The sequence below is a fragment of the Lyngbya sp. CCY1209 genome, assembly GCF_035615495.1.
GTDB lineage: Bacteria > Cyanobacteriota > Cyanobacteriia > Cyanobacteriales > Microcoleaceae > Limnospira.
Genome location: NZ_JAJENU010000639.1, coordinates 119,339 through 145,948 on the forward strand (window position 1 = coordinate 119,339; position 26,610 = coordinate 145,948).

Here is a 26,610-nt window from a genome sequence, read left to right on the forward strand (position 1 = left end):
ATTGGGGAGTTATATCAGATCCGCTCGTTTAACCGTCCCCCGTGGGGGCAACCGTCTCGGGTTGCCCGTCGGATTGTTCGATCAAATTTTAAATTACAGTGTATCCGGATCGATGTTTAATTCGCGCAACTTCGCCATCAAGCGATCGCTGCGTTGCCGTTCTGCTTCCAATTGTTCCTCGGTTTTCTGGGCTTTTTCCTCTGCTGCAAAGGCTCGCTGTTCCGCAGTTTTTGCCGCTTCTTCGGGAGTTGGAATTAACTGACCTTCTGAGTCAAAAAATCTCAGTTTCTGTTCATAAACACCCAGAAAAAGTTGTAGCTGTTCACTCCAAAGTAATCCTCGTTCGTTGGGTTGTAGGTTTTGATATTGACCCAATGTTAATCCAAATCCCTTCAACTCCAACGTGTCCGGAGAAAACCAAAAATATTCCGGGGTGCGGAATATATCTTGATAAATTTCTTTTTTGGTGGTGCGGTCTTGATTGGCCGTCGAATCCGACAACAATTCCACAATCACGTTGGGATATTTTCCCCCTTCCTCCCACACCACCCAACTTTTACGGGGTTTGCGTTCTGTGTCCAACACCACGAAGAAATCCGGCCCCCGGAAATTCTCGGTTTTTTGCCGATTCGGACTGTAATAAATCGTCAGATTTCCGGCAGCAAAATAATCGTTTCGGTCTTGCCACAGCCAGTCCAAACATTTCATCAACAGCAATAACTGTTGCAGGTGCAGATAACTTTCCAAGGGCGGCTCCTTACTTTCTAAATCTCCGGGGGGAGTTTCGATGTCTTCCCACTCGGTTTCATTTTGGAGTATTTCTAAATCTGGGGCGATCGCCATAATATCCTCCCGTGCGATATCCTATAGTTTGACATACGCTTCCGCGATAAAGCGGTCTTTTTCGGCCTCCGTAATACCGGATTTCGAGTGCCCGGCGCTTGGGGGAGGGGAAACTCATCCCGCAGGATTCCCCACGATCGCACATTTGTGTATTACAATTGTATTCTTAATGTTTCACGTCACGACCGTCATTCAGTCATGGCTACCTTTCGGGATATCTGCAACTACTTCCGACAGTATCATTCGCTGTCGCTGTTCAGTATCGGCGCGTCGAGCGCGTTTGAACTGATCGATCTCGTCGTCCCCTACGCGATCGGACAAATTTTAAACGTCCTGTCGGGTCGGGGGGCGGATCGGTTGATACAGGAACAAATCAGCGCGATCGCATCCCTCACCGGACTGCCGGACGACCAACAAACCGCTTTAATTGTATTACTCGGTTTGATCTTCGTCGTCACCGTCATTAAGGCGCCCGTGCAGCCCTGGTTGGGGTCGTGGTTTCACTGGTTTATCCCCCTCAAAGCTCGGCGGGATCAGCACCGCAACGCCATCCAAAAAATCCTCACCCTCCCCCTGGAATTTTACGACGAAAACAACCCCGGGCGCATTGCCAGCCGCGTCTCCAAAGGGGTCGCCAACCACACCTGGACTTACCCCGAAGTCGCGGGTCAGTTGATTCCCAAATTGGTGCGAGTTTTCGGTATTTTTATCGTGATTTTGTTGATCCAGTGGCAGATCGGTTTGTTCTTTATCGCGTCTTTTTTGTTTGTCCTTTCATTCACCATTAAAAAGCTCAAACACCTGACCGATTTAGAAGCAGCTCTCGATCGCCATCAAGAAAATACCGAGAGTCGCAACTCTGAAATCATCACCAACATCAAAACCGTCAAATCCTTTGCCACGGAAGAGCGGGAGTTGAAACGGCAAGCCACCCGCCTGAATCGGGAATTGCAAGTGGTCATCCACCGCATTCACAAGGGTTATGTTTACCTGCTTACCTATCAAAATACGGTGGTTCAATTTTGTCTGTTTGCCGTCTTGGGATTTACCTTGGCGGCGACAGCAGGCGGTAAAATTTCTTTGGGTTATTTTGTCACCCTGTACACCCTGGCGAGTATGGCCTATTCTGAACTGACTCCCATCAGCAATTTGGCCGAAGTGTTCGCCCGCCGCTACGCTTCGATGCTGCGGTTTCACGAATTCTTGCAGTTGCCGAAGGGCCGGGATGCCGCCGATCCGGAGGCGACAAAATCCGCGCCGGTTTACAACTTTACCGGAAAGGTGGAATTTTCCGATCTCAGCTTCGGTTACATCCCGGAAAAACCCGTTTTGCAGGATATCAATTTGGTCATCGAACCCTGTCAGACGGTGGCATTGGTGGGGCGATCGGGTTCCGGAAAGTCTACTTTGGTGAAGTTACTGTTCCGGTATTTTGAACCGAATCGCGGCCGAATTTTAATTGACGGCGAGGATATCCAATATTTGGATGTGGCGGGATATCGGCGGCGGTTGGCGATCGTCCACCAGGATGTTGATGTGTTCAACGGAACCCTGTTAAATAACCTCACCTACGGCAACCCAAAAGCTACTTTAACGGAGGTTAATGAAGCCTGCCGCATCGCCCGAGCGGATGAGTTTATCGCCCAACTTACTGAAGGATATAATACCGTCGTCGGGGAGCGCGGGGTGAGGCTTTCCGGAGGGCAAAAACAGCGTCTCGGCATCGCCAGGGCACTGCTGGTTAATCCGGATATTTTGATATTTGATGAGGCGACTTCCAGCTTGGATTACGAGTCGGAGCGATCGATCCAACTCGCCATGCACAACATCCTGGGAACTCGCACGACAATCATCATCGCCCACCGCCTCAGCACTATCCGCGAAGCCGATAAAATTGTCGTTTTAGATCGCGGTAAAATTGTGGAAGTCGGCAGCCACGACGAACTCCTGAACCGCCAGGGGATTTATCGGCGTCTGCACGCACTTCAGGAAACTGGAGATGTGATGTGATCGCCCCCAAACCCCCAATTCTGGGGGCTTTTAATGATAAGTGATGAGCCGTTTTATCGCCCCCAAACCTCCAATTCTGGGGGCTTTTAATGGGATAAAAGTCCCCCTTTTTAAGGGGGATTTAGGGGGATCGATTGTATCGCACCGATCGCACATATCGCGATCGCTTCAACAAAAATGAAATTTCGGCAACATTTATTGACAATCGACACCGATCGCAACCCGGAAATTACGGACTTTTATTGACACCGAAAAGCTGGTATAATTGGCAAATCGGGGTCAGGATTAATACTATGGCATCAACACCTTCGCTCAAACAGGCAAGACTCGGCGATCCGGAGGCGATCGCACAAGTTATCCAATATCTGCTTCCGGATCAAAATACTATCGTCCACACCCACTTAAAACAGGACTATCTGGAAATTATTCTTGAATCTCCAACAGTACCCGATCGCACTTCCTCCGTGGATTTTATCTGCCAAGCGATGGGGAAAATCGGAGCTCAATCGATTAAAACTGTTTTGATTCAAGGGCGAGAATTGGGAAAAGTTAATGTCGAGTGGAAAGAGTGTCGCGACTTCACCAAAGAAAGCGAAAAGAAACCATCAAAGTTCTTTCCAAAAATTAACGTTAAATGGCCAGCATGGTTTCCCTATCCCAGTTCTTGGTTGCGGGCGATCGCTCTGTTGTTGTGGCTGGGGATCGTAGTTGAATTTTTTCGATTTTGGGGTGTGGTGACAGGTGAAATAGCCACCGCAATTTCCGAGGATTATAGTTTTTATTTAATGGCTATAGGAGGTGTATTTTTCGGGTCAATATGTGTTTTTGCGTTGATCCATAATCTAATTTTATTTATTTTTAAAAATTCTAAATCAAAAACATGGTGGATTCCGGGTTGGCGAAGTTGGTGGGAAGGAATACTAGCCACCATTGTTTTATTGCTGTCGATCGCGATCGTTTTAATATTGATGATCCCCTTTTTGCCCGGAGATGACTGTTATTATTTCGGCAGTTTTGCAAATTCCTGTTATTACCAATATCGAGATCGGATGGAGGAATGGAATAATACTGCGACGGTCATTTGGCTGATTGCAATCCTTTATTTATATCAAGCAGAATTTTTGATTCGCAAGCATATCCGGGCTAAAAGCGTTATTAAATTCTGCACGATCGCCCTCGTTTCATGTGTCACGATTTCATCTATTTACGCATTTTCTCGACATACCGAATATATCGGAACGGTGATTAGCAGTTTTACCGATCGCACCCCTCCCGTCACCACGGCTGAAACGGTAGAACCGACAAAATCGGAAGCGATCGCACCATCCCAGGAAGAACCGAAACCCATTGAAACAGCAATTTCCGAACCCGAAAAACCGGAACCCGTCATCCCTCCCGATCCTTTCTCAGAAGCCGTCAACAAAGCGACGATCGCATCCAATTTGGCACAAACCGCCGACTCCGAAGAAGACTGGAATATCGTCGCCCAAAATTGGCAAGTCGCGACAGAATTGATGGGGCAAGTTCCCCCCGAAAGTGACAACTATGAAATCGCCCGCGATCGCGTCATTCAGTACCAGAAAAACTTCGATTACAGCCAGAAAATGGCGACAAAAGTATCGGCGATGAATTAGTAATTTTCGATTCAACTCAGTCATTTGATGAAGATCAACAACTTCTCCGTGTTCTCTGTGCCTCTGTGGTGAAATTTCCCAAATGTCCTCATTAATTCCTGTCGTGCCATAACTGACAACCTAAGATAAACTGAGAGTGGCGCTCAAGTTGGGGAGACTCGCGAGGGTGAAAGGGTTTATTTACTGGCTGATGGGCGATAGAGCCGGAAAAGTGACCATATCCGCCTGGAATTGGCTCTGGGGCAGCTCCGAAACCGAGGAAGCGTCCCCGGACTCCCTGGAAGTGGCGGAAGCGTCCCTGCGAACCATGCAGGAAACCGTCAAACAACTGGCTCAGGTGGTTTCCACCCAAATGGAGGTGTACCGGCGGGCGAAACAGCGGTACGAGGGGAAAGTGCGGGAGATGCAGCGACTCGAACAAAAAGCGATCGCCGCCCAACAAAACGGAGACACCGCCGGCGCCCGTTTGGCGGTATCAAATATCATGCAAATTGAGAAAATTTTACCCCAGTTAGAAGAGCGGGTGCGACAGGCGGAAAATTATGTGAATCTGTCCCAAAGCAAACTCAATCAAGAGCGAATGCGACTCGAAACCGCCAAAATGGAGTTAGACAACCTCAAAGATTTGCAGGAGATCAACGAAGCCCTAGCCGCGATCGCCAAAGTTAACGACGAATTCGATATGAACTCGGCGCGATCGCAATTTGAACAGGCAAAAAACGAAGTCGAGATGCGATCGCTCGAACAACAAGCCCTGGCCGAACTCTCTTCAAATTCGGCGGACACCGGAACCCTCGATGGCGATCCGAGCCGTTGGGAAGAAACCGTTTCTCAACGGTTAAAACAACTCGGGGAAAACCGTTAAAATCTCCATTTAAAGTGTAATTTGATCTGGCAATTAAAATCATGGCGAAACGAAGTGGCCCCCCTCCGATTGTCTATATTTTGATTTTCCTCATCCTCGCCGGCGTCGGTTACTGGTTCTTCAGCAAACAGTCCGCCGAGGAAATCCAAGGAAACGCCCCCACACCCCTCGCCCCGGCGCCGCCCCCGCCGCCCCCGCCGCCCGATGCCCTGGTGTTCACGCCGCCCACGTCCGTCCCCGCCGGAACCGCCGTCAGCATCGACGGGTCCACCGCAATGGTGACGATCAATCAAAACCTGAAATCCGGCTTTGAATCCAAGTTTCCGGGAACAACAGTTGACACCCAAGCCACCGGCTCGGACAACGGCATCCAAGCCGTTTTAAGCGGACAGGCGGACCTGGCGGCGATTTCTCGCCCCCTCACCCCCCAGGAACCAAATCAGGGGTTGGTCGCCGTCCCCGTCGCCCTCGACCAAATTGCCCTGGTGGTGTCCGCCGAGAACCCCTACCGGCGGGGGCTGACCTCCGACCAAGTGCGGGGAATTTTCACCGGACAAATTACCAACTGGTCCGAAGTCGGCGGACCCGACGCGCCGATCCGGGTTCTCAACCGTCCCCCCGTCAGCGGCACCCATCAAGTGTTCCAAGAACTGGCCCTCGGCGGTCAAAACTTCGGCAATACCCCCAACATCACCACCCTGCCGCGGGACGAAACCACCGGAATGCTGCGACAGTTGAATCAAGACGGCATCGGCTATGCCACCTACGCCCAGGTGGCGAACCAGCAAACCGTGCGGGTGGTTCCCATCGATGGAGTCACGCCGGAAGCCGCAAATTATCCCTACCAGCGACAACTGTCCTACGTTTACAAAACCCCAGTCACGCCGGAAATTCAGGCATTTTTGGGCTACGTCACCTCTCCCGAGGGACAGCAAGCCCTGCTGGGGGCAAACTGAAGCCTTGCCAGGGTTTCGGGATTAGTGCTATTTCTGATGGGTGCGTCTTCTCCCCGAGGCGGGGCCGTTTCATTCTCGGGTGAAAATAGTCGGGGGAGATGGTTGGAACTGGTGATGTTGGGACCCATCGAGAGTTTTTTTAGGTGAAAAATACCTTTATACTCCGAAAAATTTCCCCTGGGCCCCTGGGCCCCCCAAATGAAATGGCTCTGCTCCCCGGGGGAGCAATTTGCCGCCGGATGCGTCCGATCTGAAAAAACCTGAAACAATTTTTCGATGTATCAAAGATTTGCAATTCCCCTACTCGGTTTATTTCTGAGCGTCAGTTTTGGCTGGCCCGCGTTGGCGGAAACGGTTTTGGAGCGAATCGAGCGGACGGGCGTCCTGCGGGCCGGCGTGCGGACCGATGCCGTCCCCTTCGGTTATCTCGACGACGAGGGCGAGATCGCGGGATATGCCGTCGATCTGATCGAATTGATCCATTCTCAACTCGAAGAAGAACTGAGCCGATCGCTCGAATTGGATTTGACCGTCGTCACCCTCGGCGATCGCTTCGAGGCTGTTCAAAACGGCAACCTGGATCTCGTCTGCGAAGCCGCCAGCGTCACCATCGAACGGGAAGCCAAAGTCGATTTTTCCATTCCCTTTTTTACCACCGGGATTCAGCTCTTGGTCCGGAGTGAAGATCGCGATCGCCTCGATCCCACCCGAGTGTCCGAAACCCAACTCGAACCCGTCACCGCCGGACAAGTCACCGTCGGATTTCTGGAGTCCACCACCACCGACGACGATTTTCGCTCCATCTATCCGGAAGCGACGTGGGAGGCCCTCCCCGACCGGGCCGAAGGCGTCCGCCGCCTGCAAGCCGGAGAACTCGACGGCATCGCCGGCGACGGCATTTTACTACTCGGAGAATTGTGGCGACAGGGACAAGATTTCGACGCCTTCCCGCTGGTCCCCCGACAACCCGTCACCTTTGAAGATTACGGCTGCATCTTGCCCCTCAACAGCCGGGAGTGGGGAAGGGTGGTCAACTCGACCATCACCAGCCCGGAAAATACGGCACTCTGGAATCAATGGTTCGATTCGGAGCGGGGGCGGTTTCCCTATCAGAAATTTAGTTCCAATCCCGAATGAGTGAGAAGGGCACAGGGGCGACCGGAGGCGACCGGAGGCGACCGGAGGCAAATTTATAGTCAGATCCGTACAAATTCCCCAATCATCTGAATATGATTTTGGCTATTAGCTTGGGAATTAATTCCCAAGCGGTGCGGATGTTCCACCCGTTTCTCTTCCTCCGCTTCCCTTACTCCCTCCCCTCCCTCCGCTTCCTCCGCCCCCTTACCCCCTGCGCCCAAAAACCAAACGGGGAACGACCTGGACAGACCGATTCCCCGCTGGCAAATAACAGTATCCTGTAGCTGGACGTGATCGAACTCACTCGACGACGTGGAGCAACCCCCGGCGGAGGCGATCAAAAACTTCGTTAATGCAGTTGTGTTCTTCGTCGCTGAGGCATTCTTTGGATAGGAGCAGATTCATCAATTGTTTTTGATCGTCTCGGGTGATCTGGCGAGACATCAAAATTCGCTCGATGAGAGCATCTAGACTGGTAGAAGGAGGGGAAAACTGCGCCAGCATGGGAACTCAGATAACGCTATACTCCTATTATCTCTCCCCGTTTCCGAAATGACCGTGATGGGACGAGTCCGGGATTGTGATTTGAATCAACTCCCGCCGTGAGAGCGATCGCGATCGCGCGGACGGAGCGGCGAAGCGGGGAAACTGTCGCCCCCGGTTTAACACCTCCTACAGGCTAAAACCATGAAATTTCCAATTCTGACGACGATCGCCCTGTCTGTCGCCCTCCTCCCCTTCGGCCCCGCCCGGGCGGAGGATTTAGAGGCGATCCGGCAACTGCTGTCCACCCAACAATGCCCCAATTGTAATTTGGCCGGCGCCGGTTTGGTACTGGCCGACCTCGCGGGCGCCGACCTGGCCGGGGCCAATTTGGTCGGGGCCAACCTCAGCCGCGCCGACCTGACCGGGGCCAATTTGACCGGGGCCAACTTGACGGGGGCCAGCCTCCACGGCGCCAATTTGACGGGGGCGAACCTCACGGATGCGAACCTAGCAGGGGCGGACTTGCGGGGCGCCTACCTCAGCAACGCGATCGTGGAAAATGCCATGATCAACCAGGCCCAACTGGTGGGGGTGGTGGGACTGCCCGCCAGCGTCGGCAATGCCGAAGATTTCTATCGCCTGGGGGTTCAGGAAGCCCTGGAAGGCAATTATAATAATGCCATCGACTACTACAATCTCGCCCTCGACCTGAAGCCGAATTTAGCCGCCGCCTATTTCGCCCGCAGCATGGCCTTAGCCGACCTCGGCCAACTGCCCCGGGCGATCGCGGATGCGAAATACGCCCAACAACTTTACGCCCGGTTGGGGAGTCCGGAGGGGGAACAGGTAGCCGGCCAACTGGTGGAAGTGCTCGAAATTCGCCAAACCCCCACGGAGGTCGAGGGGGGCAGCGGGGTGTTCATGAGATTCTTTCAGACGGCGGCTCCCCTGCTGTTGCGATTCGTTTTTTAAAATAAAACCGGCCGCACGGGCCGTTTGAGACCGTCAAATTTTATGGAGTTGGGAATGATGGGCGATCGCAAAAAGTCGTCGTTTTGGAATGCTGTAAGCCAAAAGGTGTCCGACCTGCCCAAAAATGTGAGTCGGCAGGCTTCGGAGCTGGGAAAAAACGTCACCGAAAAAGCGACCGAAAACGCCCGAAAAACCGCCTCGGAAATGGGGGACGCGCTCGGACACCGGGCTTCGGAAGCCAGAAAAGCGGCCTACGAAACGGCGGGGGGCACGGTGGAGTCCGCCATCAAGCGGGCACAACATTGGGTGGAAAATATCTACCCGGAAACCGACGAAGAGAGCCCCGCCAGCACCGTCCAAGATTGGAGTAAGGACGAACTCTACCACATTTTTTTGCCCTCCCAACTCGCCACCTTTGGGGGAAATCAACCGGTCACGGTGATGACGGGAAAAAAATACGAGGTCAAAATCCCCCCGCACTGCACCGAAGGCACGAACCTGCGTTTGAAAGGGTGCGGATTGCAGGGAAAAGATGCCTTTTTGATCTTGCACACCCTCCTCAATTCCGCCTACAATATCGACCGCAAAATCAATTCCCTGGTCGTCCAATCTGCCATCCACGATCGCAGCAAAATTCGCTGTTTTGAAGCCTACAATCGCCTGATTTCGGGTTTGGAAACCGACGATCCGGCGGCGCTCAATTTGCTTGACCACCTCGTTTTTTCTTCCCCTTTATATTCGGAAATCGGCCAGCGCTACACCATCGCCACCTACAATTCCCGGTTGGTGGCGATCGAAAATTGCCTGGAATCCACCCTGGCGATCTCCGAACTCGACCCGCCCGAACAGCGGGCGCTCCGCACCACCTATCAATATTGGCGGGCGGGGGAAGTGATTCCCAGCTTCGAGAATTTGACCCGCCTGGATGCGATCGTCCTGACATCGGGCCGACCTATCATACTCAAAAAATATTATTTGCGGACGAGCGCGATCGCCTGGGTGACGGCCGTTGACGCGACAATGATCAACAGGATTTACACCGACCCCGCCATCGCCGAGGAGAACCGACAGGGGTTCCTCTCCACCTACGATCGCCTGCGGCGAGGCCGGGACACCTCCGACCCGGGACTCCTCGAAGCCTTCGACGCCTGGATGACGAAGGCGGAACTTCCCGAGGTGTGCCGGTCGATCTGCCGACTGCTGCGGGAGCGACCCCTCGAGTTCGAGGACGAATTTGACGGGGAAGATTGGCACGAATCCTGGGAGGCGATCGCGGCGGTCAAAGCCTCCGTCCTGGAGACTCACCCCGATGTCATTCCCGACACCGTCCCCGAGCGGGTGGAAGTCCGGCCCGGCGCCCTGGCTGAGTCCGCCTACGAAACCGTCTCCCGGGGGGGGCTCGGCCTGTTGTCCGGGATGCACGAAATCGGCGGGGTCAACGCCTTCCTCGAAACGGCGGCCCGGGTGGCTGTCGCCCGGGTGGCCGAACTCTCCCCCGCCGAAAAGCTGCGGTCGGGCATCGCCCACCCCGACCGGGACAGGGCGATCGCGGCGGATGCCCCGACATCGCGCCCGACCCGGGGTCAGACGTGGCAGGCGGTGGGCTCCCTCGGCAGTCCGGAAAACCACCCGTTCAGAGTCTCCTCGGGTGTCGCAGCCTACCGGAGTCTGATGGCGGAGTTGGACGGGGTGGACGCCCTGCGTCGCCGCCCGGACGGACACCCCGAACCGACGACGTTGAATTCCCGGTTGGACCTGCGGCAGTTGTTCAAACACCAGAAAAACAGACAGCAAACCCTCAAGGCCCTGGAAACTCAAATGTATTCCTAGGCACAATTGAGGGGGACCGCCATCACCGAGAGATATCATGCAACTGCGTTCCGACCCATCCACCGCCACCAAAATTCGCCGCATGAAACAGCGCGTGCGGTGGCAAGAACCGGCGATCGCCCGGCACAATATCGACCAAACCCGCCTGGTTTTCGGGGAGGCAGACCCGGATGAGTCCGAATTTTCCTTTCTGGCGATCGGCGACAGCGGCACGGGCTACCACCGCGGCCACCGCCCCCAGCGCCAGATCGCGGAACTGCTCCTGAAACACCGCCCCGACTGTCAATTTCTGCTGCACACCGGCGATGTGGTCTATCAGGTCGGGTCGAGCGAGTATTATTACCCCAACTTCATCAAACCCTACCGGGAGTTTCTGGTCGGGGGCGACAACCCCAAGGCGATCGCCTACGACCGCATGACCTTCGACTTCCCGATCCTGCCCGTCCCGGGAAATCACGACTATTATGACCTGCCCTTTCTCTACCAGTTCGTCGCCCCCTTCGTCGGCACCATCCGCCACCTGTTGCGATCGCAGGTGGATTTCGACATCGGCCGCCACGGCTCCTTCCAAGGCCAAGCCTACGCCCGGGCCTTTCTGGACTGTCTGGAACTGTACCGCGACGCCGAATTGAGGGAACACCTCGACCGCCACTATCGGGGGAAAGTCGGCAACAGCCGCTGCCTGCGCTACGAAATCGGGCTCTTCACCCGCCTGCCCAACCGCTACTACCAATTCCGCCGGGGCGGCATCGATTTTTTCGCCCTCGACTCCAACACGTTCAACGACCCGGTACCCCTCCCCAACACCCCGGAAGGCCGCGCCCGCCGGCGAGAACTCATCGACCGCCTCAATCAGGTCGAACGGGAAAAACAACAGTTCACCGAAGCGATCGCCCGCCTCAACCCGGACAGTCCCGAAGATCGCGACCACCTCGACGATCTCAACGCTAAATTGGAACAAATCGACGAAATTAAGCTCGACATCGAAAAAAATCTCCACGTCAATTCCAAATCCGTCATCGATTTCGAGCAACTCGGATGGCTGGAACGGGGATTGATCGAGTCCTGGAATACCTCGCAGGTGCGGGGGCGGGTGCTGTATTTCCACCATCCCCCCTACGTCACCGAAGCCACCAAGTGGAATCAGGCCCAAACCCTGGCGGTCCGCCACCGCCTGCGGGCGGTGTTGAATGCGGTCGCCGAGGCGATCGGCGATCGCAACGGAAGCCGTCCGGTGGTGGATCTGGTCCTCAACGGCCACGCCCACTGTCTGGAACACCTGTACACCCGCGATACCGGTTCGGCTGACTCCCACATCCACTGGATCGTCTGCGGGGGGAGCGGTTACAGCCTGCGCCGCCAGCGCCCCGAGGGGCCGGAACTCGAAGAGGCGATCGCGGGAAATGAGCGCCGGGTGGTGGCCGAATCCCGCCGATTTGTGGGGCGATCGGGCCACGGCAAGCACAAGCGCCGCCCCTATTCGGGGTTGCGGATCGATGTCCAATCCGGATGTCCCCCCAAGTTTTTGATTTACCCTCTGGTGGCCGAACGCATCCGGGGAGAGTGGCACTTTCCCGAGTCCGAGCCGTTTGTGGTGGGGGGGTGATATGATGTCCGCTCAAATCTAGTGCTGCGCCCAGGGAACAGGGAGTCGGGAGTCGGGAGTCGGGAGTCGGGAGTCGGGATAGGTTAACCCTCGCACCCGATCCCGTCGCCGTCCCGGTCGAACCGGTGGGGGTCGCCTCCCCTGACCGGGAAGTTGCGGTGGGGAATGTCACCGCAGTCCAAATCGGGGGAGTTCGGGGGGATGCAGAGACTTGGATAGGACGGGTCGCACCGATTCCGGGCGGGTGGGACACTCGCCGGACAATCGCCGTGGCGGAATTGTTCGGGGGGGCACTTCGGCTGGCTCCAGAAGCCGATTCGACTGGCTTTCGCCCGTTCTTCGGCCCTCAACAGGGCTTCCCGGCTGTCGGGGCACTTGTGCAGATAGCGGCGGTAGACGATCGCCCGCCCCTCCTCGACCAATTTCACGTTCACGTTGATGCCATTGCTGAACACCACCGCCACCAACCGCCCGTAGCGATCGCGATCGACCGGAATAATGGTCAAGGACGCCCCCGGCGGGGCGAGTTGCGCCAGCCTGCGGGTGGCTTCGGAACCCCCGGTCTGGCCGGATTCCGGCGCGTCGATGCAGGCCAGCCGGATCGTCGTATCGCGTCCCCCGGCATTGACGGTGAGGGTGTCGCCGTCGCCGATTCTCGCCACCGTGGCGACCATCTGGGCGGCGGCGAGGAGGGGGATGAGGGGGGCGGCAAGAAGGAATGGGTTCATATGGCGTGGCGCGTGGGTGTAGGGTGTAGGGTGTAGGGTGTAGGGAGAGAAAAGAAGTGAGAATTGAGAAATTCTGATCCTTCCTCACTTCTCACTCCCCGCTCCGATACCTTCGCCTACAGGGTTTCAAGGTCAGTCCTCCTCACCCGACTCTCAACACGCGAGCGATCATTGCTCGATCTCCAATTTTGGCAGTTCTAGCGGTCGCCCGAACAGTTGGGACATCACAAAATTCCCAGATTTCCGAAGGGTGGGAAGTTGACCGAAAGCGGATGGCTATCAAATTCCCGATCGCCGACTGCCGACTCCCGGGGCGATCGCATCCGTTTTCAGCTCCGATCCCGATGCACTGCAAAACTGGATATAATGCTAAACTGAACACCTATTTCAGTTTTCGATTGATTTGGATGCTCTCGCCCAATTGAGATGGCACAGCGCTATCGTGTATGAATTGTTAATGTCCGGAAAGTTGTCAGTGAATCGGCCGATCTGTAACATCTCTCAAGACTCAAAATCTCCAGTTCTCGATCGCTCTCCAGTCTTTCATCCCCAGTCTCTATGCCTTTGACACTCCTGGTTGTTGACGATGATTTGGGGACTCGCCTCTCGATTAGTGATTATCTGGAAATGTCGGGTTATCTGGTCATTTCCGCCGAAAATGGTCAGGAAGCCCTGAAGTTGGTGGAGAAGCACCAACCTCACCTGATTGTAACGGATATCGCCATGCCCGAGATGGATGGCTTCGAGCTAGTCAAGCAGGTGCGGTCCCAGCCGGCTTTCCGCCTGCTGCCGGTGATTTTTTTGACCGCCCATACCAGCACCCAAGAGCGAATTCGGGGCTATCAATTGGGGTGCGACAACTACCTCCCCAAGCCGTTTGAACTCGAAGAGTTGGGGGTGGTGATCCGATCGCTATTGGAGCGATCGCAGTTGATCGAGGCGGAGTGGAGAACCCGGCTTTCCGACCCGGGCCAGACCAACGCGAGTCCGACGGAAAACCGACACAATTCTGCGACGTTACCCGCCGTCACCATCCACCTGACGGAGCGGGAACAGCAGGTTTTGGATTTACTCGCCGAGGGCCTCTCGAACGCGAAAATTGGGGATTCTCTCCACCTCAGTTCCCGCACCGTCGAAAAGTACGTCAGCAGCCTGCTGAGAAAAACCGAGAGCAACAACCGCGCCGAACTGCTGCGGTTCGCGATCGAAAACGATTTGGTCAATTGACAATTAATAATATTAATCATGATTAATTGACAATCGACTCGGTGGGGGAGGGTCTAAAACTGCAAAACCTCGATTGTCGGGGGGGCGTTCTGGTCAATTGACAATTAAAATTGATAATTAACAATTAATAATGATTAATTGACAATCGAACGGTGTATCGACCCGGTGGGGGGAGGGTCTAAAACTGCAAAACCTCTATCCTCGGGGGGTGATGATTGTCAATTGACAATGATCAATCATCAATTATCAATTATCAATTAATTTCCTGTTGGCGGACGACGAATTCCAGGAGGCCTTCGCAGGCGTCGAGGAGCAGGTCGATCACGCGGTCGAACCCTTCCGGACCGCCGTAGTAGGGGTCGGGAACTTCCCGGAGGGTGTGGTGGCGGCAGAAGTCGCACATGAGTTTGACGCGATCGCGGTATTTTCCGGGGCGGTCGAGGTAGAGTATTTGCTGGTAATTGTCGCGGTCCATCGCCAAAATCAGGTCGAAGGCTTCAAAATCCTCCGGCATGAACTGGCGGGCTTGTCCTTTGAGGAAAATTCCCCGCTTTTTAGCCGCCTGGGTCATGCGGGGGTCGGGGGGGGAGCCGATGTGGTAGCTGGAGGTGCCGGCGGAATCGCAGACGATGCGATCGCCGAGGTCGGCCTTTTCGACCAGGTAATTCATGATATTTTCTGCCGAGGGCGACCGGCAGATGTTGCCGAGGCAGACGAATAGCAGCCGATAGGGTCTGGGTTTCACAGTCAGTTAGGGTCGAGTTCTGAAAATTATAGCGCTGTGCACTGGGGTGTAGCCCTTCGACTCCGCTCAGGGCAACGGGTGTAGGGATGGGAAATTCCCGGGTCATCAGGATTTCAAGGTTTTTCCCCCTGGACGAAACTGTAAACAGACGAGCGCTCGTCGCTATAACCGAAATATCTCGAGTGCGGTTCTCGGAAGTCGGGCATCGGGGGAAGCGGTTGGGGCTGCGGCGGTATCAAAAAGCGATCGCGAAAATCGCCCCGGCGTACATAGCCGTTCGAGTTCCGGTGTCCGCCCGAATCCGATCGCGGCGCAGCAGAAGGATTCTCCCCAACTTGGGGCGCTCGAAGTTAGGGAGATGTGCCAAAATCTATGGCGCTCGGCAGTCAACTTCGGGCCGTCAGCTTTCGCTTCGGAGTCCGTGAACGGGAGGTTTTGGGATGTTCAAGAGTCCCGACCGGGCGGGCGACTGCCACCTGTTTGTTTAGATTCCCGGCAAGTTCAGTCCTCCGGTCAACTCCTCCATGCGCTCCCGCATGGTGGTGGTGGAATTGTTGTAGGCATCCTTCATCGCCGCCAGGACGAGGTCGGACACCACGTCCGGCTCCTCGCCCAGAGCGTCCGGGGAGATTTCCACGCGGCGGGGTTCTTGGTTGCCGCTCAGATAGACCTTGACCAAACCGCCGCCGGCTTCTCCCAAAATTTCGAGTTCGTCCAACTCTTCCTGAAGCTTTTTGGCTCCCTCCTGGACCTGCTGCGCTTTTTTAAACGCATCGGCGAGTTCCTTCATTTTGCCGAGGCCGAAGCCGCCACCAAATCCTTTTCCTTGTGTCATAACTAATTTCCGTCGCGCTTAGAACACTCTGAGACTGTCGTGACATCTTCCCGGCGTTGACCCGGCGGGTCTGACGCGGGCTTCTGGGCCCAAACGGCGTGGGTTTGGGTTTCGCAGTTTAGAGTGAGGCGATGTCCGACCCCACTGTTGACATTGATCTTATCAGGAGTTGAACGCGGGTCGGTTTTGACTTCTCGTTCGCTTTCCGCTGCCGCCCCCGCGATCGGGTAATTCTTTGGGGTCGGACATTTTGTCGGGCGAGAATCGCCAACCTTGCCACTCTCGGCACTCCCAAGTGCATCGGGACTTCGATTCTACCGCCGGTCGGTTTCATTGTCTCCCCCCGACCGAGGGGTTGGCGAGTCAAAACCCGCCCCACCCTTTGTATTTTAGAGTAGCTCGATCCTAGGAGGCTCGAAACTCCCCCAAAATTTTGACTTCCGGTTCGAGCCGGAAGGACCACCGATGTTCCACCCGTTCTTGGACGTGGTGGATGAGTTGGAAAATATCGCTGGCCGTCGCCCCGCCGCAGTTCAAGATAAAGTTGGCGTGGCGTTCAGCGACCTGGGCCCGACCGATCTGATAACCCTTCAAACCCGTCTGCTCGATCAGCCACCCGGCGGCTTTCGGGCCAGGGTTGCGGAAGACGCTGCCGCAACTGGGGAGGTGGTAGGGTTGGGACATCCGGCGGCGGCGGAAATGTTCGGCCGTTTCGGCCATGACCCGACCCGGGTCGGCGCCGGGCTGCAACTGAAATGTGGCTTGGGTGACGAGGCGATCGCCCCCCTGCAAGTTGGAGGTGCGGTAGCGGTAATCGAGCTGGTCGGGGGTCAACACGTTCAACTTTCCGGCGCGGTCGAGGACGTTGGCGCCGACCAAAATATCCGCCGTGCAGGCGGTGTGGGCGCCGGCGTTCATCACGACCGCCCCCCCCACGGTTCCCGGGATGCCCACGGCCCATTCCAGACCCCGCCAGCCCATGCGAGCTGCCTTCCAGGCCAGCCGGGGCAAAGATGTCCCCGAACCCACCGTCAGCCGTCCGGTTTCCCGGTCGAAGTGGATCTGTCGCAGGTGGCGGGTGCCGATCACCAATCCCCGCAGCCCGCGATCGCTCACCAACAAATTCGAGCCGCCCCCCAACAAAGTGACGGGCAGGGCTTCAGAATTAGCCCATTCCAAACAGGCCCGCAACTGATCCAGGGAGCGGGGTGCCGCGTACCACTCCGCCGGACCGCCGACCCGAAACGACGTCAACGAAGCCAGGGAAACCCGAGACTGAATCAGACAGTCATTGCCCAACAGGGCGATGCAGCGATTCTCCTTCGGAGAGGATTGGCGAACGGGTTGCCCATTCACTTGACCTGGAGAGCCAGAGGAAACAGTCATGACCATAATCGAATACTTATTTAATTAGAAATGCCTGGAATTGAGTCAGCACATCGAGAGATCGAATCCCGTCACGCACATTCGGTCGGATGAGCCTCGGACTGGCCATCGGAGTCTTGAAAAAATGCCATGACTTCTGGAATGACTCGGTTGAGGTTGCCGGCGCCGAGAAACAATACCAAATCCCCCGGTTTCAGGAGTTCCCGCAGCCGGATTGTGACCGCCTCCAAGGTGGGCTGATAATCGACGCGGGGATGGTGGCGGGCGATGCGGTCGGCCAGTTGCTGGCCGTCGATCGCCCCGGAATCGGGTTCGCCGGCGCTGTAAATGTCCGTGAGGAGCACCAGGTCGGCGTCGCCGAAACACTCGGCAAACTCTTCGAGAAAAGCCCGGGTGCGGCTGTACCGGTGGGGTTGGAAAACCGCGATCACCCGTTTGATCGCGGCGGTGGGGTGCACGGAGGTGAGAGCTGTCGGGGGCGGGGGTTGCATCCGCAGGCGGGCGGCGGCCAAGGTGACGCGAATTTCGCTGGGGTGGTGGGCGTAGTCGTCCACAAATTGGATGCCGCCGCAATGACCCCGGTATTCAAACCGGCGCTTGGCTCCCTGGAATCGGGCCACCGCGTCGGCGATGGTGGAAAACTCCAAGCCGAGTAACCGCCCCACGGCCACGGCGGCCAGGGCGTTGCTGAGGTTGTGGCGTCCGAGCAGTTGCAATCGGAGCCGGCCCAAAGGTCGCCCGCCCTCGAACACCCGAGCGACGATGCCATCTGGGTGATATTCAACCTCATCGGCGGTGTAGTCCGCATCCGACTGGGGGTTGAGGCTGTAGCTCACTGACGGCCGGATGCGATCGCGGACGGTTTCGCAGTCGATGCAGCCGACGACGGTTTCGCACTGGCCGGCGAAGACTTGAAAAGTAGAGACGACTTGATCTAGGGTTTGGTAGTGGTCGGGGTGATCGAGTTCGATGTTTGTCACCACCCCGATCCGGGCGGCCAGTTTCACCAGGGAGCCGTCGGACTCGTCGGCTTCGGCGACCATGTAGGGACCGCGCCCCATGCGGGCGTTCCCTTCCCAAGCATTCACTTCCCCCCCGATCAAAATGGTCGGATCCAAACCCGCCTCCAGGAGCAGGAACGCGATCAGGCTGCTCGTCGTCGTCTTTCCGTGGGTGCCGGCGACCGCGATACTTTGGTAGTCCCGGATCAAGGCGGCCAGCAAGTCGGAGCGATGAAAGATCGGGCATCCCAATTGGAGGGCGGCTTGATATTCGGCGTTCTGGGGATGGATGGCCGTCGAACAGATCACCTGCGGCAGTTGGAACCCGGAAAACGATGGCCCTTTCCCGTTTGACCCGTCCGATGTCGGCGTCCCCGTCCCCCCATCTCCCCATCCCTCCCCCGGCGGGGATTCGGGACTCACGGCCGGGGCGGTCGCGCCGCTCCGATGCGACATCGTGCCGTTGCCATTGGGAGACCGAAAAATGTCAAAGTTGCTGGCATCTTGACTCCAAAAAATGTGGGCTCCCATCCCTTGCAAACGCCGAGTTATGTGGCTGGTTTGAAGGTCCGAGCCGAAAATGGGCAACTGGCGTTTCGCCAAAATGTAGGCGAGGGCTGACATTCCAATTCCACCGATCCCGATGAAATGAAACGGCCTGCCATTAAATTCAACAGTATTAGGCATCAATTGCTCCTCAACACACCACACCACGCCCGTAACAGGCGATTATCATATCAAGAATTGTCCGTTGCCGGACACTCATCAGTGGGCTCTCTCCAGAATGCATTCTAGGCGATCGATCCTCTTCGGTCAGAATTGAACGCTTTACGTAGTTGTATACTATATACCTGCAATAAGCGTAAATCACCGGATCGCATCCCGGGAAACCGGGGGTTCCGATGTCCGGCGACCGCCGTCGGAGAGGGGCGCGATCGCGGACGCCAGATGGAGTCGGCGGCCCCCGGTGGGTCCCCTTCTCCGATCGCGATCCCCCGACGATCCCCGGCGTTTTCGGCTCCGTCCCCCCCCATCCGACCCAGGACCCCCCGGAAAAGCGACTGGGGAGATGGGGGCCTGGGGGATTGTTGTCGGTGCCCCCTGACCCTTCCCGACTCCCCACCCGACGCCCGACACCCGAATTCCCGTCCGCGATCGCAAAAAACTCCAAGATTGAATACTGAAACGTAAGAAGAGGTCAGCCTTTACGGTATGATTGGGGTCAATAGGAACTCATTTTGAGAAGGCGTGAGCCTGAGTTGGGCGATGCCATCGTTAGGAGGAACAAGGTGATTAAAGTCGCAATCAACGGTTTTGGACGGATCGGACGCAATTTTATGCGCTGTTGGCTGACCCGAGGAGACAACACGAACCTCGACGTGGTCGCTATCAATGATACCTCGGACCCTAAAACGAATGCTCATCTGCTGAGGTACGACTCCATGTTGGGTACGTTGGAGGGCGTGGACATCAAAGCCGATGAAAATTCTCTGACGGTCAACGGCAAAACGATCAAGTGCGTATCCGATCGCAATCCACTCAATTTACCGTGGAGCGAATGGGGCATCGACTTGATTATTGAAGCGACGGGTGTCTTCGTCACCGAAGAAGGAGCCTCGAAGCACCTGTCGGCGGGGGCGAAAAAGGTACTGATCACGGCTCCGGGCAAGGGCGGTAACATCGGGACCTATGTGATGGGTGTCAACGACCACGCCTACGATCCCAACGCTCACAACGTCGTCAGCAACGCCAGTTGTACCACCAACTGTCTGGCTCCGGTGGTGAAAGTGATCCACGAAAAGTTCGGGATCATCAAAGGGACGATGACCACCACCCACAGCTACACCGGCGACCAACGCCTGCTGGATGCCAGCCACCGCGATGTCCGACGGGCGCGGGCCGCGGCTCTCAATATTGTGCCGACGTCCACCGGTGCGGCTAAGGCTGTCGCCCTGGTGATCCCGGATCTGAAAGGCAAGCTCAACGGAATTGCAATGCGAGTTCCGACTCCCAATGTCTCCGTGGTGGACTTTGTTGCCCAGGTTGAGAAGAAAACCTTCGCCGAAGAAGTCAACCAAGTGCTCAAAGAAGCTGCCGAAGGGCCGATGAAGGGCATCCTGGAATACAGCGACCTGCCCCTGGTTTCCTGCGACTATCGGGGACACGATGCCTCTTCCATCGTCGATGCCAGCCTGACAATGGTGATGGACGGCGATTTGGTCAAGGTGATCGCCTGGTATGACAACGAGTGGGGCTACAGCCAGCGGGTCGTCGATTTGGCGGAACTGGTCGCGAAGCACTGGTAAGACGGGATAACTGAACCGAAAAATTGGGGGATGTGACGGGGGAAAGGGAAGAAAATTGCTTTCACTCTTTTTTCCCGTGCCATCTTGCCCCGGGGGGTTTCAAAAATGCTGAAAGCCTTCGCTGAGGGTGAGGGGAGTTTCAATTTCCGATTCTCCCTCGCCTGTCAATATAATGTCGGGTTCGGCCGTCGTCATCCCGACGACGATCGCGCCCGCTTTTAATTCTGCGACCAACTGCTGGCCCGGGGCGGGCGGCAAAAATAACACCAATTCAAAATCCTCGCCGCCGTAGAGCGTCCACTTCATCGCCTGCTGCGACGAAACCAGCTTTTTCAACGCATCGGAGGTGGGCAGATGGCGGGTGTCGATTCTGGCCCCCACCCCGCAGGCTTGGGCGACTTGCACGATCGCGTCCGCCAGTCCGTCGCTGCTATCCATCCCGGCGACAATTAAATTCGGATCGGCTTCCCACAACTTCTCCAGGACGGGTAAAACATCCAATCGCGGCCGGGGATACTGGTGGGCAAAGATCAGCGATCGCCGTTCGGGTTCCGATAGGGACTCCCCTACATCCGAATTCAACAGCAATTCCAGCCCCCCCCGGGAATCTCCGTGCACCCCGGTGGCGATGATCATCCACCCCGGTTTCGCCCCCGTCCGCCGGATGACGCGATCGGGAGAAACCGCCCCGAAGGCCGTAATCGATACGGAGTTGACGGGGGACCGGCAGAGGTCGCCGCCCACGATGGGAGTCCGAAACCGATCCAGACAGTCCGCCATCCCCCGATAAAATCCCTCCACCCAGGCGACGGGCGTTTCTCCGGTTATCCCCAGGGCGGCGGTAATTCCCAAGGGCGATGCCCCCATCGCGGCTAGATCCGAGAGGTTGGCCGCCACCGCCCGCCACCCCGCCGCCTCCGGGGGGGTCGTGCGATCGCTGAAATGGCACCCCTCCACCAACATATCCGTCGTCACGACCAGGGCGCGATCGGCCGGACAATCGACCACCGCCGCATCGTCCCCCACCACGTCGGGGGGACAATATTTTTTGACGATTTTTAATAAACCTTGTTCGCCAATATCTCGAACGTACATTTGGGGGAAATTTTAGATGGTCGGGGCGCGACGGCTTGCGCCCTAATTTAAGCTCGCTTTTTCCTGTCCCGATGCCTCACCGCCACTTTTTTGTACTGTTCGATCGGGAGGGGTTGACGGGGAGGGGCGATCGCTGATAAACTATTGACATAAAGATTATAATCGGGTGGGTAAAAAAATAAAATTTTTGCAACTATTCCCATTATCTAAAATAATAGCGGAAGTCAAGCAAAAAAGCAACCCCCCCGGCAAAAAAAGGCGAAATTTTTAACATTTCTTTATTTTTTTTGAAATAATTAATTCCCCGTAGCCGGCGTTCGGTCGGTGCCGATAGAATTGGGGGAGATTGTGGTAGAATATCGAATCAATTCGTTATCGTCGATCGCGCCGATGTGAACAAACGACGAACCGGACGACATCGGAGAATTTTCGGGTTGCTGCTGGTGGCGATCGCGTTAATTTTGTGCCTGCTATCCAACCCCGCCACCGGCATTGACGTGGAATCGGTTGTCATTCCCCGAGACTCGGGACAGAACCTTTTCGCCCGCATTTACACCCCCACCGGACAACCGGCGCCCCACGGCGTGATGATATGGTGTCACGGGGTAAATAATAGCAAACAGATGATGGCGCCTTTGGCGGTGGAATTCGCCCGCCACGGAGTCGCCGCGATCGCATTTGATTTCGGGGGTTACGGGGAATCCTACCCGCTGAAAGTGGGGGAAAAATCCATCGAAAATTTGGATAAAAACACCCTCGCCGACGCCCGGACGGTTCTCGATTATATCCGCCGTCAACCGGGACGCTTTGATCGCGATCGCATCGGTATTTTGGGGCATTCTATGGGGGGAACCACCGCCCTGCAATTAGCGACTCAAGTCCGCAATTGCGATCGACGATAGTGTTGGGAATGGCGGGAAATGCCGCCCCCACTTCCCCCGCCAATTTATTCCTCGGCGCGGGAGTCTACGAACAGATCAACCCCCCAAAGACGTGCGGGAAACGCTGCGGAAAGCGACCGATAATCCCGACCCGCCCTGTATTAATAATAATAGTACAACTTGCGGTAATTGGCAAGAGGGAACGGCGCGAAAATTGGTGATTTCCGGAAGCGCCGATCATTTGATTGCCCCCTTCGATCCGCAATTGATGCGATCGCTGATTCGGTGGACTCAGCAAAGTCTCGATCTCCCGGAAATCGAAAAACCGTTTGTCGTCCATCGCTTCATTATCGGTTCATTTCTGATGTTCGGCGGGGGCATTTTCTTCGCCGTTTGCGTCTTCCTCCAACCCTACGAAAAGCCCTTTCCGCCGATGGCGCACCACCTCTGGCGGCGGTGCGTGGCGGGGCTGTTGGGACTGCTGATGACGGCGATTTGGGGGTTGGGAAGGACGGGGCCAGCTCCCGCGATCGGGGCCGGCAATATGCTATTATTTACTGCGGTATTGCTATCGGTGGGAAATTACGCCCTCAGCGACCCCCAGCGCTTCTCCAGGCGGGTGTGGGTGGGGGGTTTGTACGGGTGTGTTATCCTGGCGGCGGTGTTTCTGCCGACGCTGTTATGTGGCGTCAGAGAAATTGCGATCGCGCCCCGATACCTCCTGCAACTGCCTCAATTTCTCCTCCAGTAGCCGATTTTTTGCCTCTATAATTACACCCCAACCCTGAAACTATTTTTATTTCCGTCCCACACCCTAGAATTGCGGGTGAGTTGGCTATTTTTGGTGTGGGTTTGGATCGAGTTAATCGGGCTGGGGACTGTTGGGGTTGGCGTGCAAAATGCGATCGCCTGGGGTGTGAAAAAGTTGCGGCGTCCGTTGGTATTTCGGCGGGTTGAGGGAATTTCTGGCAAACAGGCGGGACTGTTGGGATTATTGCTATTTTTGTTAACAATAGTGTGGTCTTGGCGGGTGGCGGATGGGTTGGTGTCGGTGGTTTTCAATCAGGGTGGATTGGTGGCGCGGATGTTCGGACAGTTTTTGGTTCTCCCGATTGGGTTTATTATTGTTGTGGCGCGTTCCAAATGGTTTCAGAAATTGGAGAAATGGGCGGCGAGGGATATTGTCGGCGCGTTCCCAACCGTCACCGACCGACTTGACCGGTGAAAGATGAGTGGGAACGCACCCAACACTGCCATATAATTGGCTTGAAACCCTCGCATTTAATCGTAATGACCGCCGACGCAAATATGTAAATATATCGGTCATCGAATTTATAAATCAGCCGATCTTTTTGGGAGAGTCGTCGCGACCACAATCCGGAAAGCTGATGTTTGAGCGGTTCTGGCTTGCCCGTGCCTTTGGCGGGATCGCCTCGTAACATTTCCTTGAGAAGCCGACACAAAACGCGATGCTGTTTGGCATCTTTTTGTCTGAGGGCTTCATACACCAACCATGTATCCCCTTCAAACACCAAGGATCTCATCAGTTTCCTCACTTGAAGGTTGGTAGCCCTGGCTATTGCGATGGGTGTCAAAAGAGCGGGCGATCTGTTGCATCAAGTCGGTGTTTTGCAGGACGTAGAGGGTTTCTTGGATTTCTTCCCAATCCTCGACACCGATGACGATGAAGTCGGAACCGCTTTGCCCCGTAACTTTCAGGGGGTCGTGTCGATTGATGACGCGATCGATGCAATCTTGGAGGTTGTCGCGAAATTGCTTGAGGCTGATGCTATCCATCGGAGTTTTACGGGGAATTTCGTTTGACATTTTAACTCAGTATAGCAATGAGCGATCGCGATCGTAAATCCTGGAAAAAGGACTCGCCACCGACGTCCCCAATTCTGGGGGCTTTGAGCGGATCGAATTTTTACCTGTCATTTCACACGGCTATAGATAATTTGTGGAGATATCGATCTATTTTATATCGATCGCGGATAAAATAAGAGGAAAAAGATGTCAGTTGAACCGATGGAAATAATTGTGATTGGCGGCGGGGCGGCGGGTTTTTTTGGTGCGATCGCCTGTCGGGAAACTTACCCCCACACCCATGTTACCCTATTGGAAGCCGGAAAAACTCCCCTGGCGAAAGTCCGCATTTCCGGGGGGGGACGCTGCAATGTGACTCACGCCTGTTTCGATGCGGTTCAGTTTGTCCGCAATTATCCCCGGGGTGGAAAGGCGTTGCGGGGGGCGTTCAGTCGGTTTCAGGCTAAGGATACGGTGGACTGGTTTACCCGCCGGGGGGTGAGGCTAAAAACCGAGGCGGACGGGCGAATGTTCCCGACAACGGACGACTCGGAAACGATTATTAATTGTTTGATGAATGCGGCGAAAACTGCGGGGGTGAATTTGCGAACTCGGGCGGCTGCGGCGGCTGTCAAAAAATTGGATAACGGGTTTGAGGTGTCGCTGCGGACGGGGGAAGTTTTGAGGTGCGATCGCCTTTTATTTGCCACCGGAAGCAGTCCGGCGGGGTATCGCTGGGCGGCGGATTTGGGACATAAAATTATTCCTCCCGTCCCCTCTTTATTTACGTTCAATATTGCCGACAAACCCCTGCGAGAGTTGGCGGGGGTGTCGGTGGAAACGGTGAATTTGCAGCTTCCGGGGGCGAAATTATCCCAAACCGGGCCGTTGTTGATTACCCACTGGGGAATGAGTGGCCCTGCGGTGTTGAAGTTGTCGGCGTGGGGGGCGAGGTTTTTGCAGGAGTGTCGCTATCAAACCCCCTTGATTGTCGATTGGTTGCCGTCGTCGAATATGGAAAAATTGCGGGATCTGTTATCGGAGACGAAAGGGAAATTTCCGAAGCGATCGCTCTTTTCTCACTCCCCGGTAAATTTACCCCGTCGCCTCTGGCAATATCTGATTTTGCGGTTGGAAATTGACGAGAAAAAACGCTGGGCGGAATTGTCGAAAAAGGAGTTAAATCGATTAACGGAAGAATTGAAGCGGGGGCGATATCAAATCAACGGAAAAGGAGTCTTTAAGGAAGAGTTCGTCACCTGCGGCGGCGTGAGTCTGAAAGATGTGGATTTTAAGACGATGGAAAGTCGCCGCTGTCCGGGGTTGTATTTCGCCGGGGAAATCCTCGATATCGACGGGGTGACGGGGGGATTTAACTTTCAAAATGCCTGGACGACGGGATGGCTGGCGGGGAAGGGAATGGGAAATATGTTTGAAAATTAAAAATCCCCCTAAATCCCCCTTGGTAAGGGGGACTTTGACAACTTACGATGATATACTGTTATCGTGGGTTATCATCAATTGTAAAGTTTTCGACTTATCGGCAATGTCATTACAAGAAGAAATCGACAAAACAAGACGAGAAATAAAGACGGACAGTTACTCAATGTCTATCGGCGAGTTGATCAGCCTATATGAGGAAGGCGATCTCGAAATCAACCAAAATTCACTTGCTTTTAAATGGTCAAATCAACGCAAGTCAGCATTTATAGAATCGATCCTCATGGGGATACCAATATCGGCAATTTTGGTCAATCAAAGACATGATGGTATTTGGGAGGTGATTGATGGTTTGCAAAGACTATCAGCAATTTATGAATTTTTGGGCATTCTAAAAATTGAAAATTCCCATCAATACGAATCTTTTACGATGTTGCAAGACACGATATATTTGCCTTCATTGAACGGGAAAAAGTGGAATGATGAGAATGACCCGGAAAATTCTTTGACTCCAACACAGCGTTTGCTTATAAAACGGGCTAAAATAGCTGTTAATATAATTTTGGCGGACAATGAAAAAATGATTTATGAACTATTTCGACGACTCAATTCTTCTTAATTCCCATTTGAAATCGTAATACAGCAATTTAGAAAGTCCCCCTTTTCAAGGGGGATTTAGGGGGATCATCCGGATCTCATTGGATCGAAAACCGCTCTATCCAGATCCATTTTTTTAACCGTATTAAAGGAAATGGTGGGTTACGGCGCGGATGGAAAGTTGTGGGTTTTTCCGAAAAATTACTGCCGCGCCTAACCCACCC

26 protein-coding genes are annotated in these 26,610 nt (G+C 55.1%); 15 read left to right on the plus strand and 11 right to left on the minus strand.

From position 1 onward, the window contains the following. Positions 1 to 93: 93 nt before the first annotated feature. Positions 94 to 843 (minus strand): Uma2 family endonuclease, encoded by a 750-nt coding sequence (locus LKE08_RS25335; RefSeq protein WP_324707062.1) that lies wholly within the window; start codon positions 841 to 843, stop codon positions 94 to 96. 198 nt (positions 844 to 1,041) lie between these two features. Between LKE08_RS25335 and LKE08_RS25340 the strand changes: the two genes are divergently transcribed. The 5 genes from LKE08_RS25340 (at position 1,042) to LKE08_RS25360 (ending at position 7,445) form a co-directional block, all read left to right on the plus strand. Next, positions 1,042 to 2,853: an ABC transporter ATP-binding protein gene (locus LKE08_RS25340; protein WP_324707063.1), complete on the plus strand. Its 1,812-nt coding sequence runs from the start codon at positions 1,042 to 1,044 to the stop codon at positions 2,851 to 2,853. A gap of 293 nt (positions 2,854 to 3,146) precedes the next feature. Continuing rightward, entirely contained in the window at positions 3,147 to 4,487 is a 1,341-nt protein-coding gene (locus LKE08_RS25345) for a hypothetical protein (protein ID WP_324707064.1), read from the plus strand. A 166-nt stretch (positions 4,488 to 4,653) separates the two neighbouring features. After that, a complete protein-coding gene (locus tag LKE08_RS25350; protein WP_324707065.1) occupies positions 4,654 to 5,352 on the plus strand; it encodes a PspA/IM30 family protein in 699 nt (232 codons plus the stop codon). A 41-nt stretch (positions 5,353 to 5,393) separates the two neighbouring features. Continuing rightward, on the plus strand, positions 5,394 to 6,308 hold the full coding sequence (locus LKE08_RS25355) for a phosphate ABC transporter substrate-binding protein (protein WP_324707066.1): 915 nt from the start codon (positions 5,394 to 5,396) through the stop codon (positions 6,306 to 6,308). 276 nt (positions 6,309 to 6,584) lie between these two features. Beyond that, entirely contained in the window at positions 6,585 to 7,445 is an 861-nt protein-coding gene (locus LKE08_RS25360; RefSeq protein ID WP_324707067.1) for an amino acid ABC transporter substrate-binding protein, read from the plus strand. A gap of 300 nt (positions 7,446 to 7,745) precedes the next feature. Here the strand turns inward: LKE08_RS25360 and LKE08_RS25365 are convergent, their stop codons facing one another. Beyond that, positions 7,746 to 7,949 (minus strand): hypothetical protein, encoded by a 204-nt coding sequence (locus LKE08_RS25365; RefSeq protein ID WP_324707068.1) that lies wholly within the window; start codon positions 7,947 to 7,949, stop codon positions 7,746 to 7,748. A 183-nt stretch (positions 7,950 to 8,132) separates the two neighbouring features. Between LKE08_RS25365 and LKE08_RS25370 the strand changes: the two genes are divergently transcribed. From LKE08_RS25370 to LKE08_RS25380, 3 genes are read left to right on the plus strand one after another with little or no spacing between them, the layout of a single operon-like run. Continuing rightward, positions 8,133 to 8,903 carry a pentapeptide repeat-containing protein gene (locus LKE08_RS25370; protein ID WP_324707069.1) on the plus strand — a complete coding sequence of 257 codons (771 nt, stop codon included), beginning with the start codon at positions 8,133 to 8,135 and terminating at the stop codon, positions 8,901 to 8,903. 42 nt (positions 8,904 to 8,945) lie between these two features. Continuing rightward, positions 8,946 to 10,733 carry a hypothetical protein gene (locus LKE08_RS25375; protein WP_324707070.1) on the plus strand — a complete coding sequence of 596 codons (1,788 nt, stop codon included), beginning with the start codon at positions 8,946 to 8,948 and terminating at the stop codon, positions 10,731 to 10,733. Positions 10,734 to 10,770: 37 nt separating this feature from the next. Next, entirely contained in the window at positions 10,771 to 12,339 is a 1,569-nt protein-coding gene (locus LKE08_RS25380; protein ID WP_324707071.1) for a metallophosphoesterase, read from the plus strand. Positions 12,340 to 12,422: 83 nt separating this feature from the next. On the opposite strand, the gene LKE08_RS25385 is transcribed toward LKE08_RS25380, so the two are convergent. After that, positions 12,423 to 13,067 (minus strand): thermonuclease family protein, encoded by a 645-nt coding sequence (locus LKE08_RS25385; protein WP_324707072.1) that lies wholly within the window; start codon positions 13,065 to 13,067, stop codon positions 12,423 to 12,425. A gap of 558 nt (positions 13,068 to 13,625) precedes the next feature. On the opposite strand from LKE08_RS25385, the gene LKE08_RS25390 reads away from it, so the two are divergent. Beyond that, the gene (locus LKE08_RS25390; RefSeq protein ID WP_324707073.1) at positions 13,626 to 14,294 is read left to right on the plus strand and encodes a response regulator transcription factor; all 669 of its coding nucleotides are present in this window, start codon (positions 13,626 to 13,628) and stop codon (positions 14,292 to 14,294) included. 253 nt (positions 14,295 to 14,547) lie between these two features. Here LKE08_RS25390 and LKE08_RS25395 read toward each other — a convergent pair whose 3' ends face one another. The 5 genes from LKE08_RS25395 to murC all read right to left on the minus strand — a co-directional run bounded on the left by LKE08_RS25395 (position 14,548) and on the right by murC (position 18,948). Continuing rightward, positions 14,548 to 15,039, minus strand: a complete 492-nt coding sequence (locus LKE08_RS25395) for a low molecular weight protein-tyrosine-phosphatase (RefSeq protein WP_324707074.1) — start codon at positions 15,037 to 15,039, stop codon at positions 14,548 to 14,550. A 235-nt stretch (positions 15,040 to 15,274) separates the two neighbouring features. After that, the gene (locus tag LKE08_RS25400; protein ID WP_324707075.1) at positions 15,275 to 15,406 is read right to left on the minus strand and encodes a hypothetical protein; all 132 of its coding nucleotides are present in this window, start codon (positions 15,404 to 15,406) and stop codon (positions 15,275 to 15,277) included. A gap of 117 nt (positions 15,407 to 15,523) precedes the next feature. Then, positions 15,524 to 15,874 carry a YbaB/EbfC family nucleoid-associated protein gene (locus tag LKE08_RS25405; RefSeq protein WP_324707076.1) on the minus strand — a complete coding sequence of 117 codons (351 nt, stop codon included), beginning with the start codon at positions 15,872 to 15,874 and terminating at the stop codon, positions 15,524 to 15,526. Between the two features lie 405 nt (positions 15,875 to 16,279). Next, positions 16,280 to 17,266: a UDP-N-acetylmuramate dehydrogenase gene (gene murB, locus LKE08_RS25410; RefSeq protein WP_324707077.1), complete on the minus strand. Its 987-nt coding sequence runs from the start codon at positions 17,264 to 17,266 to the stop codon at positions 16,280 to 16,282. Positions 17,267 to 17,331: 65 nt separating this feature from the next. Then, positions 17,332 to 18,948 (minus strand): UDP-N-acetylmuramate--L-alanine ligase, encoded by a 1,617-nt coding sequence (gene murC, locus LKE08_RS25415; RefSeq protein WP_324707078.1) that lies wholly within the window; start codon positions 18,946 to 18,948, stop codon positions 17,332 to 17,334. Positions 18,949 to 19,550: 602 nt separating this feature from the next. Between murC and LKE08_RS25420 the strand changes: the two genes are divergently transcribed. Then, entirely contained in the window at positions 19,551 to 20,567 is a 1,017-nt protein-coding gene (locus tag LKE08_RS25420; RefSeq protein WP_324707079.1) for a type I glyceraldehyde-3-phosphate dehydrogenase, read from the plus strand. 99 nt (positions 20,568 to 20,666) lie between these two features. On the opposite strand, the gene thiL is transcribed toward LKE08_RS25420, so the two are convergent. Continuing rightward, positions 20,667 to 21,662: a thiamine-phosphate kinase gene (thiL, locus tag LKE08_RS25425; RefSeq protein WP_324707080.1), complete on the minus strand. Its 996-nt coding sequence runs from the start codon at positions 21,660 to 21,662 to the stop codon at positions 20,667 to 20,669. A gap of 392 nt (positions 21,663 to 22,054) precedes the next feature. Between thiL and LKE08_RS25430 the strand changes: the two genes are divergently transcribed. From LKE08_RS25430 to LKE08_RS25440, 3 genes are all read left to right on the plus strand, one after another. Next, positions 22,055 to 22,564 carry an alpha/beta fold hydrolase gene (locus LKE08_RS25430; protein ID WP_324707081.1) on the plus strand — a complete coding sequence of 170 codons (510 nt, stop codon included), beginning with the start codon at positions 22,055 to 22,057 and terminating at the stop codon, positions 22,562 to 22,564. Positions 22,565 to 22,655: 91 nt separating this feature from the next. Beyond that, the gene (locus LKE08_RS25435) at positions 22,656 to 23,294 is read left to right on the plus strand and encodes a hypothetical protein (protein ID WP_324707082.1); all 639 of its coding nucleotides are present in this window, start codon (positions 22,656 to 22,658) and stop codon (positions 23,292 to 23,294) included. Between the two features lie 75 nt (positions 23,295 to 23,369). Continuing rightward, positions 23,370 to 23,768 (plus strand): hypothetical protein, encoded by a 399-nt coding sequence (locus tag LKE08_RS25440; protein ID WP_324707083.1) that lies wholly within the window; start codon positions 23,370 to 23,372, stop codon positions 23,766 to 23,768. Here the strand turns inward: LKE08_RS25440 and LKE08_RS25445 are convergent. Next, a complete protein-coding gene (locus tag LKE08_RS25445) occupies positions 23,746 to 24,087 on the minus strand; it encodes a Txe/YoeB family addiction module toxin (protein ID WP_324707084.1) in 342 nt (113 codons plus the stop codon). The genes LKE08_RS25440 and LKE08_RS25445 overlap by 23 nt on opposite strands. Next, positions 24,068 to 24,370 carry a type II toxin-antitoxin system Phd/YefM family antitoxin gene (locus LKE08_RS25450; RefSeq protein WP_324707085.1) on the minus strand — a complete coding sequence of 101 codons (303 nt, stop codon included), beginning with the start codon at positions 24,368 to 24,370 and terminating at the stop codon, positions 24,068 to 24,070. Before LKE08_RS25450 ends, LKE08_RS25445 begins: the two co-directional genes overlap by 20 nt. Positions 24,371 to 24,556: 186 nt before the next feature. On the opposite strand from LKE08_RS25450, the gene LKE08_RS25455 reads away from it, so the two are divergent. After that, entirely contained in the window at positions 24,557 to 25,792 is a 1,236-nt protein-coding gene (locus tag LKE08_RS25455) for an NAD(P)/FAD-dependent oxidoreductase (protein ID WP_324707086.1), read from the plus strand. Between the two features lie 103 nt (positions 25,793 to 25,895). Then, positions 25,896 to 26,408 (plus strand): DUF262 domain-containing protein, encoded by a 513-nt coding sequence (locus tag LKE08_RS25460; RefSeq protein WP_324707087.1) that lies wholly within the window; start codon positions 25,896 to 25,898, stop codon positions 26,406 to 26,408. Positions 26,409 to 26,610: the final 202 nt, after the last annotated feature.

Bases quoted from the DNA above. Each gene is read 5' to 3' on its own strand.
- LKE08_RS25345 (WP_324707064.1), top strand. From the start codon at position 3,147: ATGGCATCAACACCTTCGCTCAAACAGGCAAGACTCGGCGATCCGGAG.
- thiL (WP_324707080.1), bottom strand. From the start codon at position 21,662: ATGTACGTTCGAGATATTGGCGAACAAGGTTTATTAAAAATCGTCAAA.
- LKE08_RS25360 (WP_324707067.1), top strand. From the start codon at position 6,585: ATGTATCAAAGATTTGCAATTCCCCTACTCGGTTTATTTCTGAGCGTC.
- LKE08_RS25450 (WP_324707085.1), bottom strand. From the start codon at position 24,370: ATGTCAAACGAAATTCCCCGTAAAACTCCGATGGATAGCATCAGCCTC.
- LKE08_RS25380 (WP_324707071.1), top strand. From the start codon at position 10,771: ATGCAACTGCGTTCCGACCCATCCACCGCCACCAAAATTCGCCGCATG.
- LKE08_RS25370 (WP_324707069.1), top strand. From the start codon at position 8,133: ATGAAATTTCCAATTCTGACGACGATCGCCCTGTCTGTCGCCCTCCTC.
- LKE08_RS25405 (WP_324707076.1), bottom strand. From the start codon at position 15,874: ATGACACAAGGAAAAGGATTTGGTGGCGGCTTCGGCCTCGGCAAAATG.
- LKE08_RS25445 (WP_324707084.1), bottom strand. From the start codon at position 24,087: ATGAGATCCTTGGTGTTTGAAGGGGATACATGGTTGGTGTATGAAGCC.
- LKE08_RS25340 (WP_324707063.1), top strand. From the start codon at position 1,042: ATGGCTACCTTTCGGGATATCTGCAACTACTTCCGACAGTATCATTCG.
- LKE08_RS25455 (WP_324707086.1), top strand. From the start codon at position 24,557: ATGTCAGTTGAACCGATGGAAATAATTGTGATTGGCGGCGGGGCGGCG.
- murC (WP_324707078.1), bottom strand. From the start codon at position 18,948: ATGCCTAATACTGTTGAATTTAATGGCAGGCCGTTTCATTTCATCGGG.
- LKE08_RS25365 (WP_324707068.1), bottom strand. From the start codon at position 7,949: ATGCTGGCGCAGTTTTCCCCTCCTTCTACCAGTCTAGATGCTCTCATC.
- LKE08_RS25335 (WP_324707062.1), bottom strand. From the start codon at position 843: ATGGCGATCGCCCCAGATTTAGAAATACTCCAAAATGAAACCGAGTGG.
- LKE08_RS25385 (WP_324707072.1), bottom strand. From the start codon at position 13,067: ATGAACCCATTCCTTCTTGCCGCCCCCCTCATCCCCCTCCTCGCCGCC.
- LKE08_RS25460 (WP_324707087.1), top strand. From the start codon at position 25,896: ATGTCATTACAAGAAGAAATCGACAAAACAAGACGAGAAATAAAGACG.
- LKE08_RS25375 (WP_324707070.1), top strand. From the start codon at position 8,946: ATGGAGTTGGGAATGATGGGCGATCGCAAAAAGTCGTCGTTTTGGAAT.
- LKE08_RS25390 (WP_324707073.1), top strand. From the start codon at position 13,626: ATGCCTTTGACACTCCTGGTTGTTGACGATGATTTGGGGACTCGCCTC.
- murB (WP_324707077.1), bottom strand. From the start codon at position 17,266: ATGGTCATGACTGTTTCCTCTGGCTCTCCAGGTCAAGTGAATGGGCAA.
- LKE08_RS25355 (WP_324707066.1), top strand. From the start codon at position 5,394: ATGGCGAAACGAAGTGGCCCCCCTCCGATTGTCTATATTTTGATTTTC.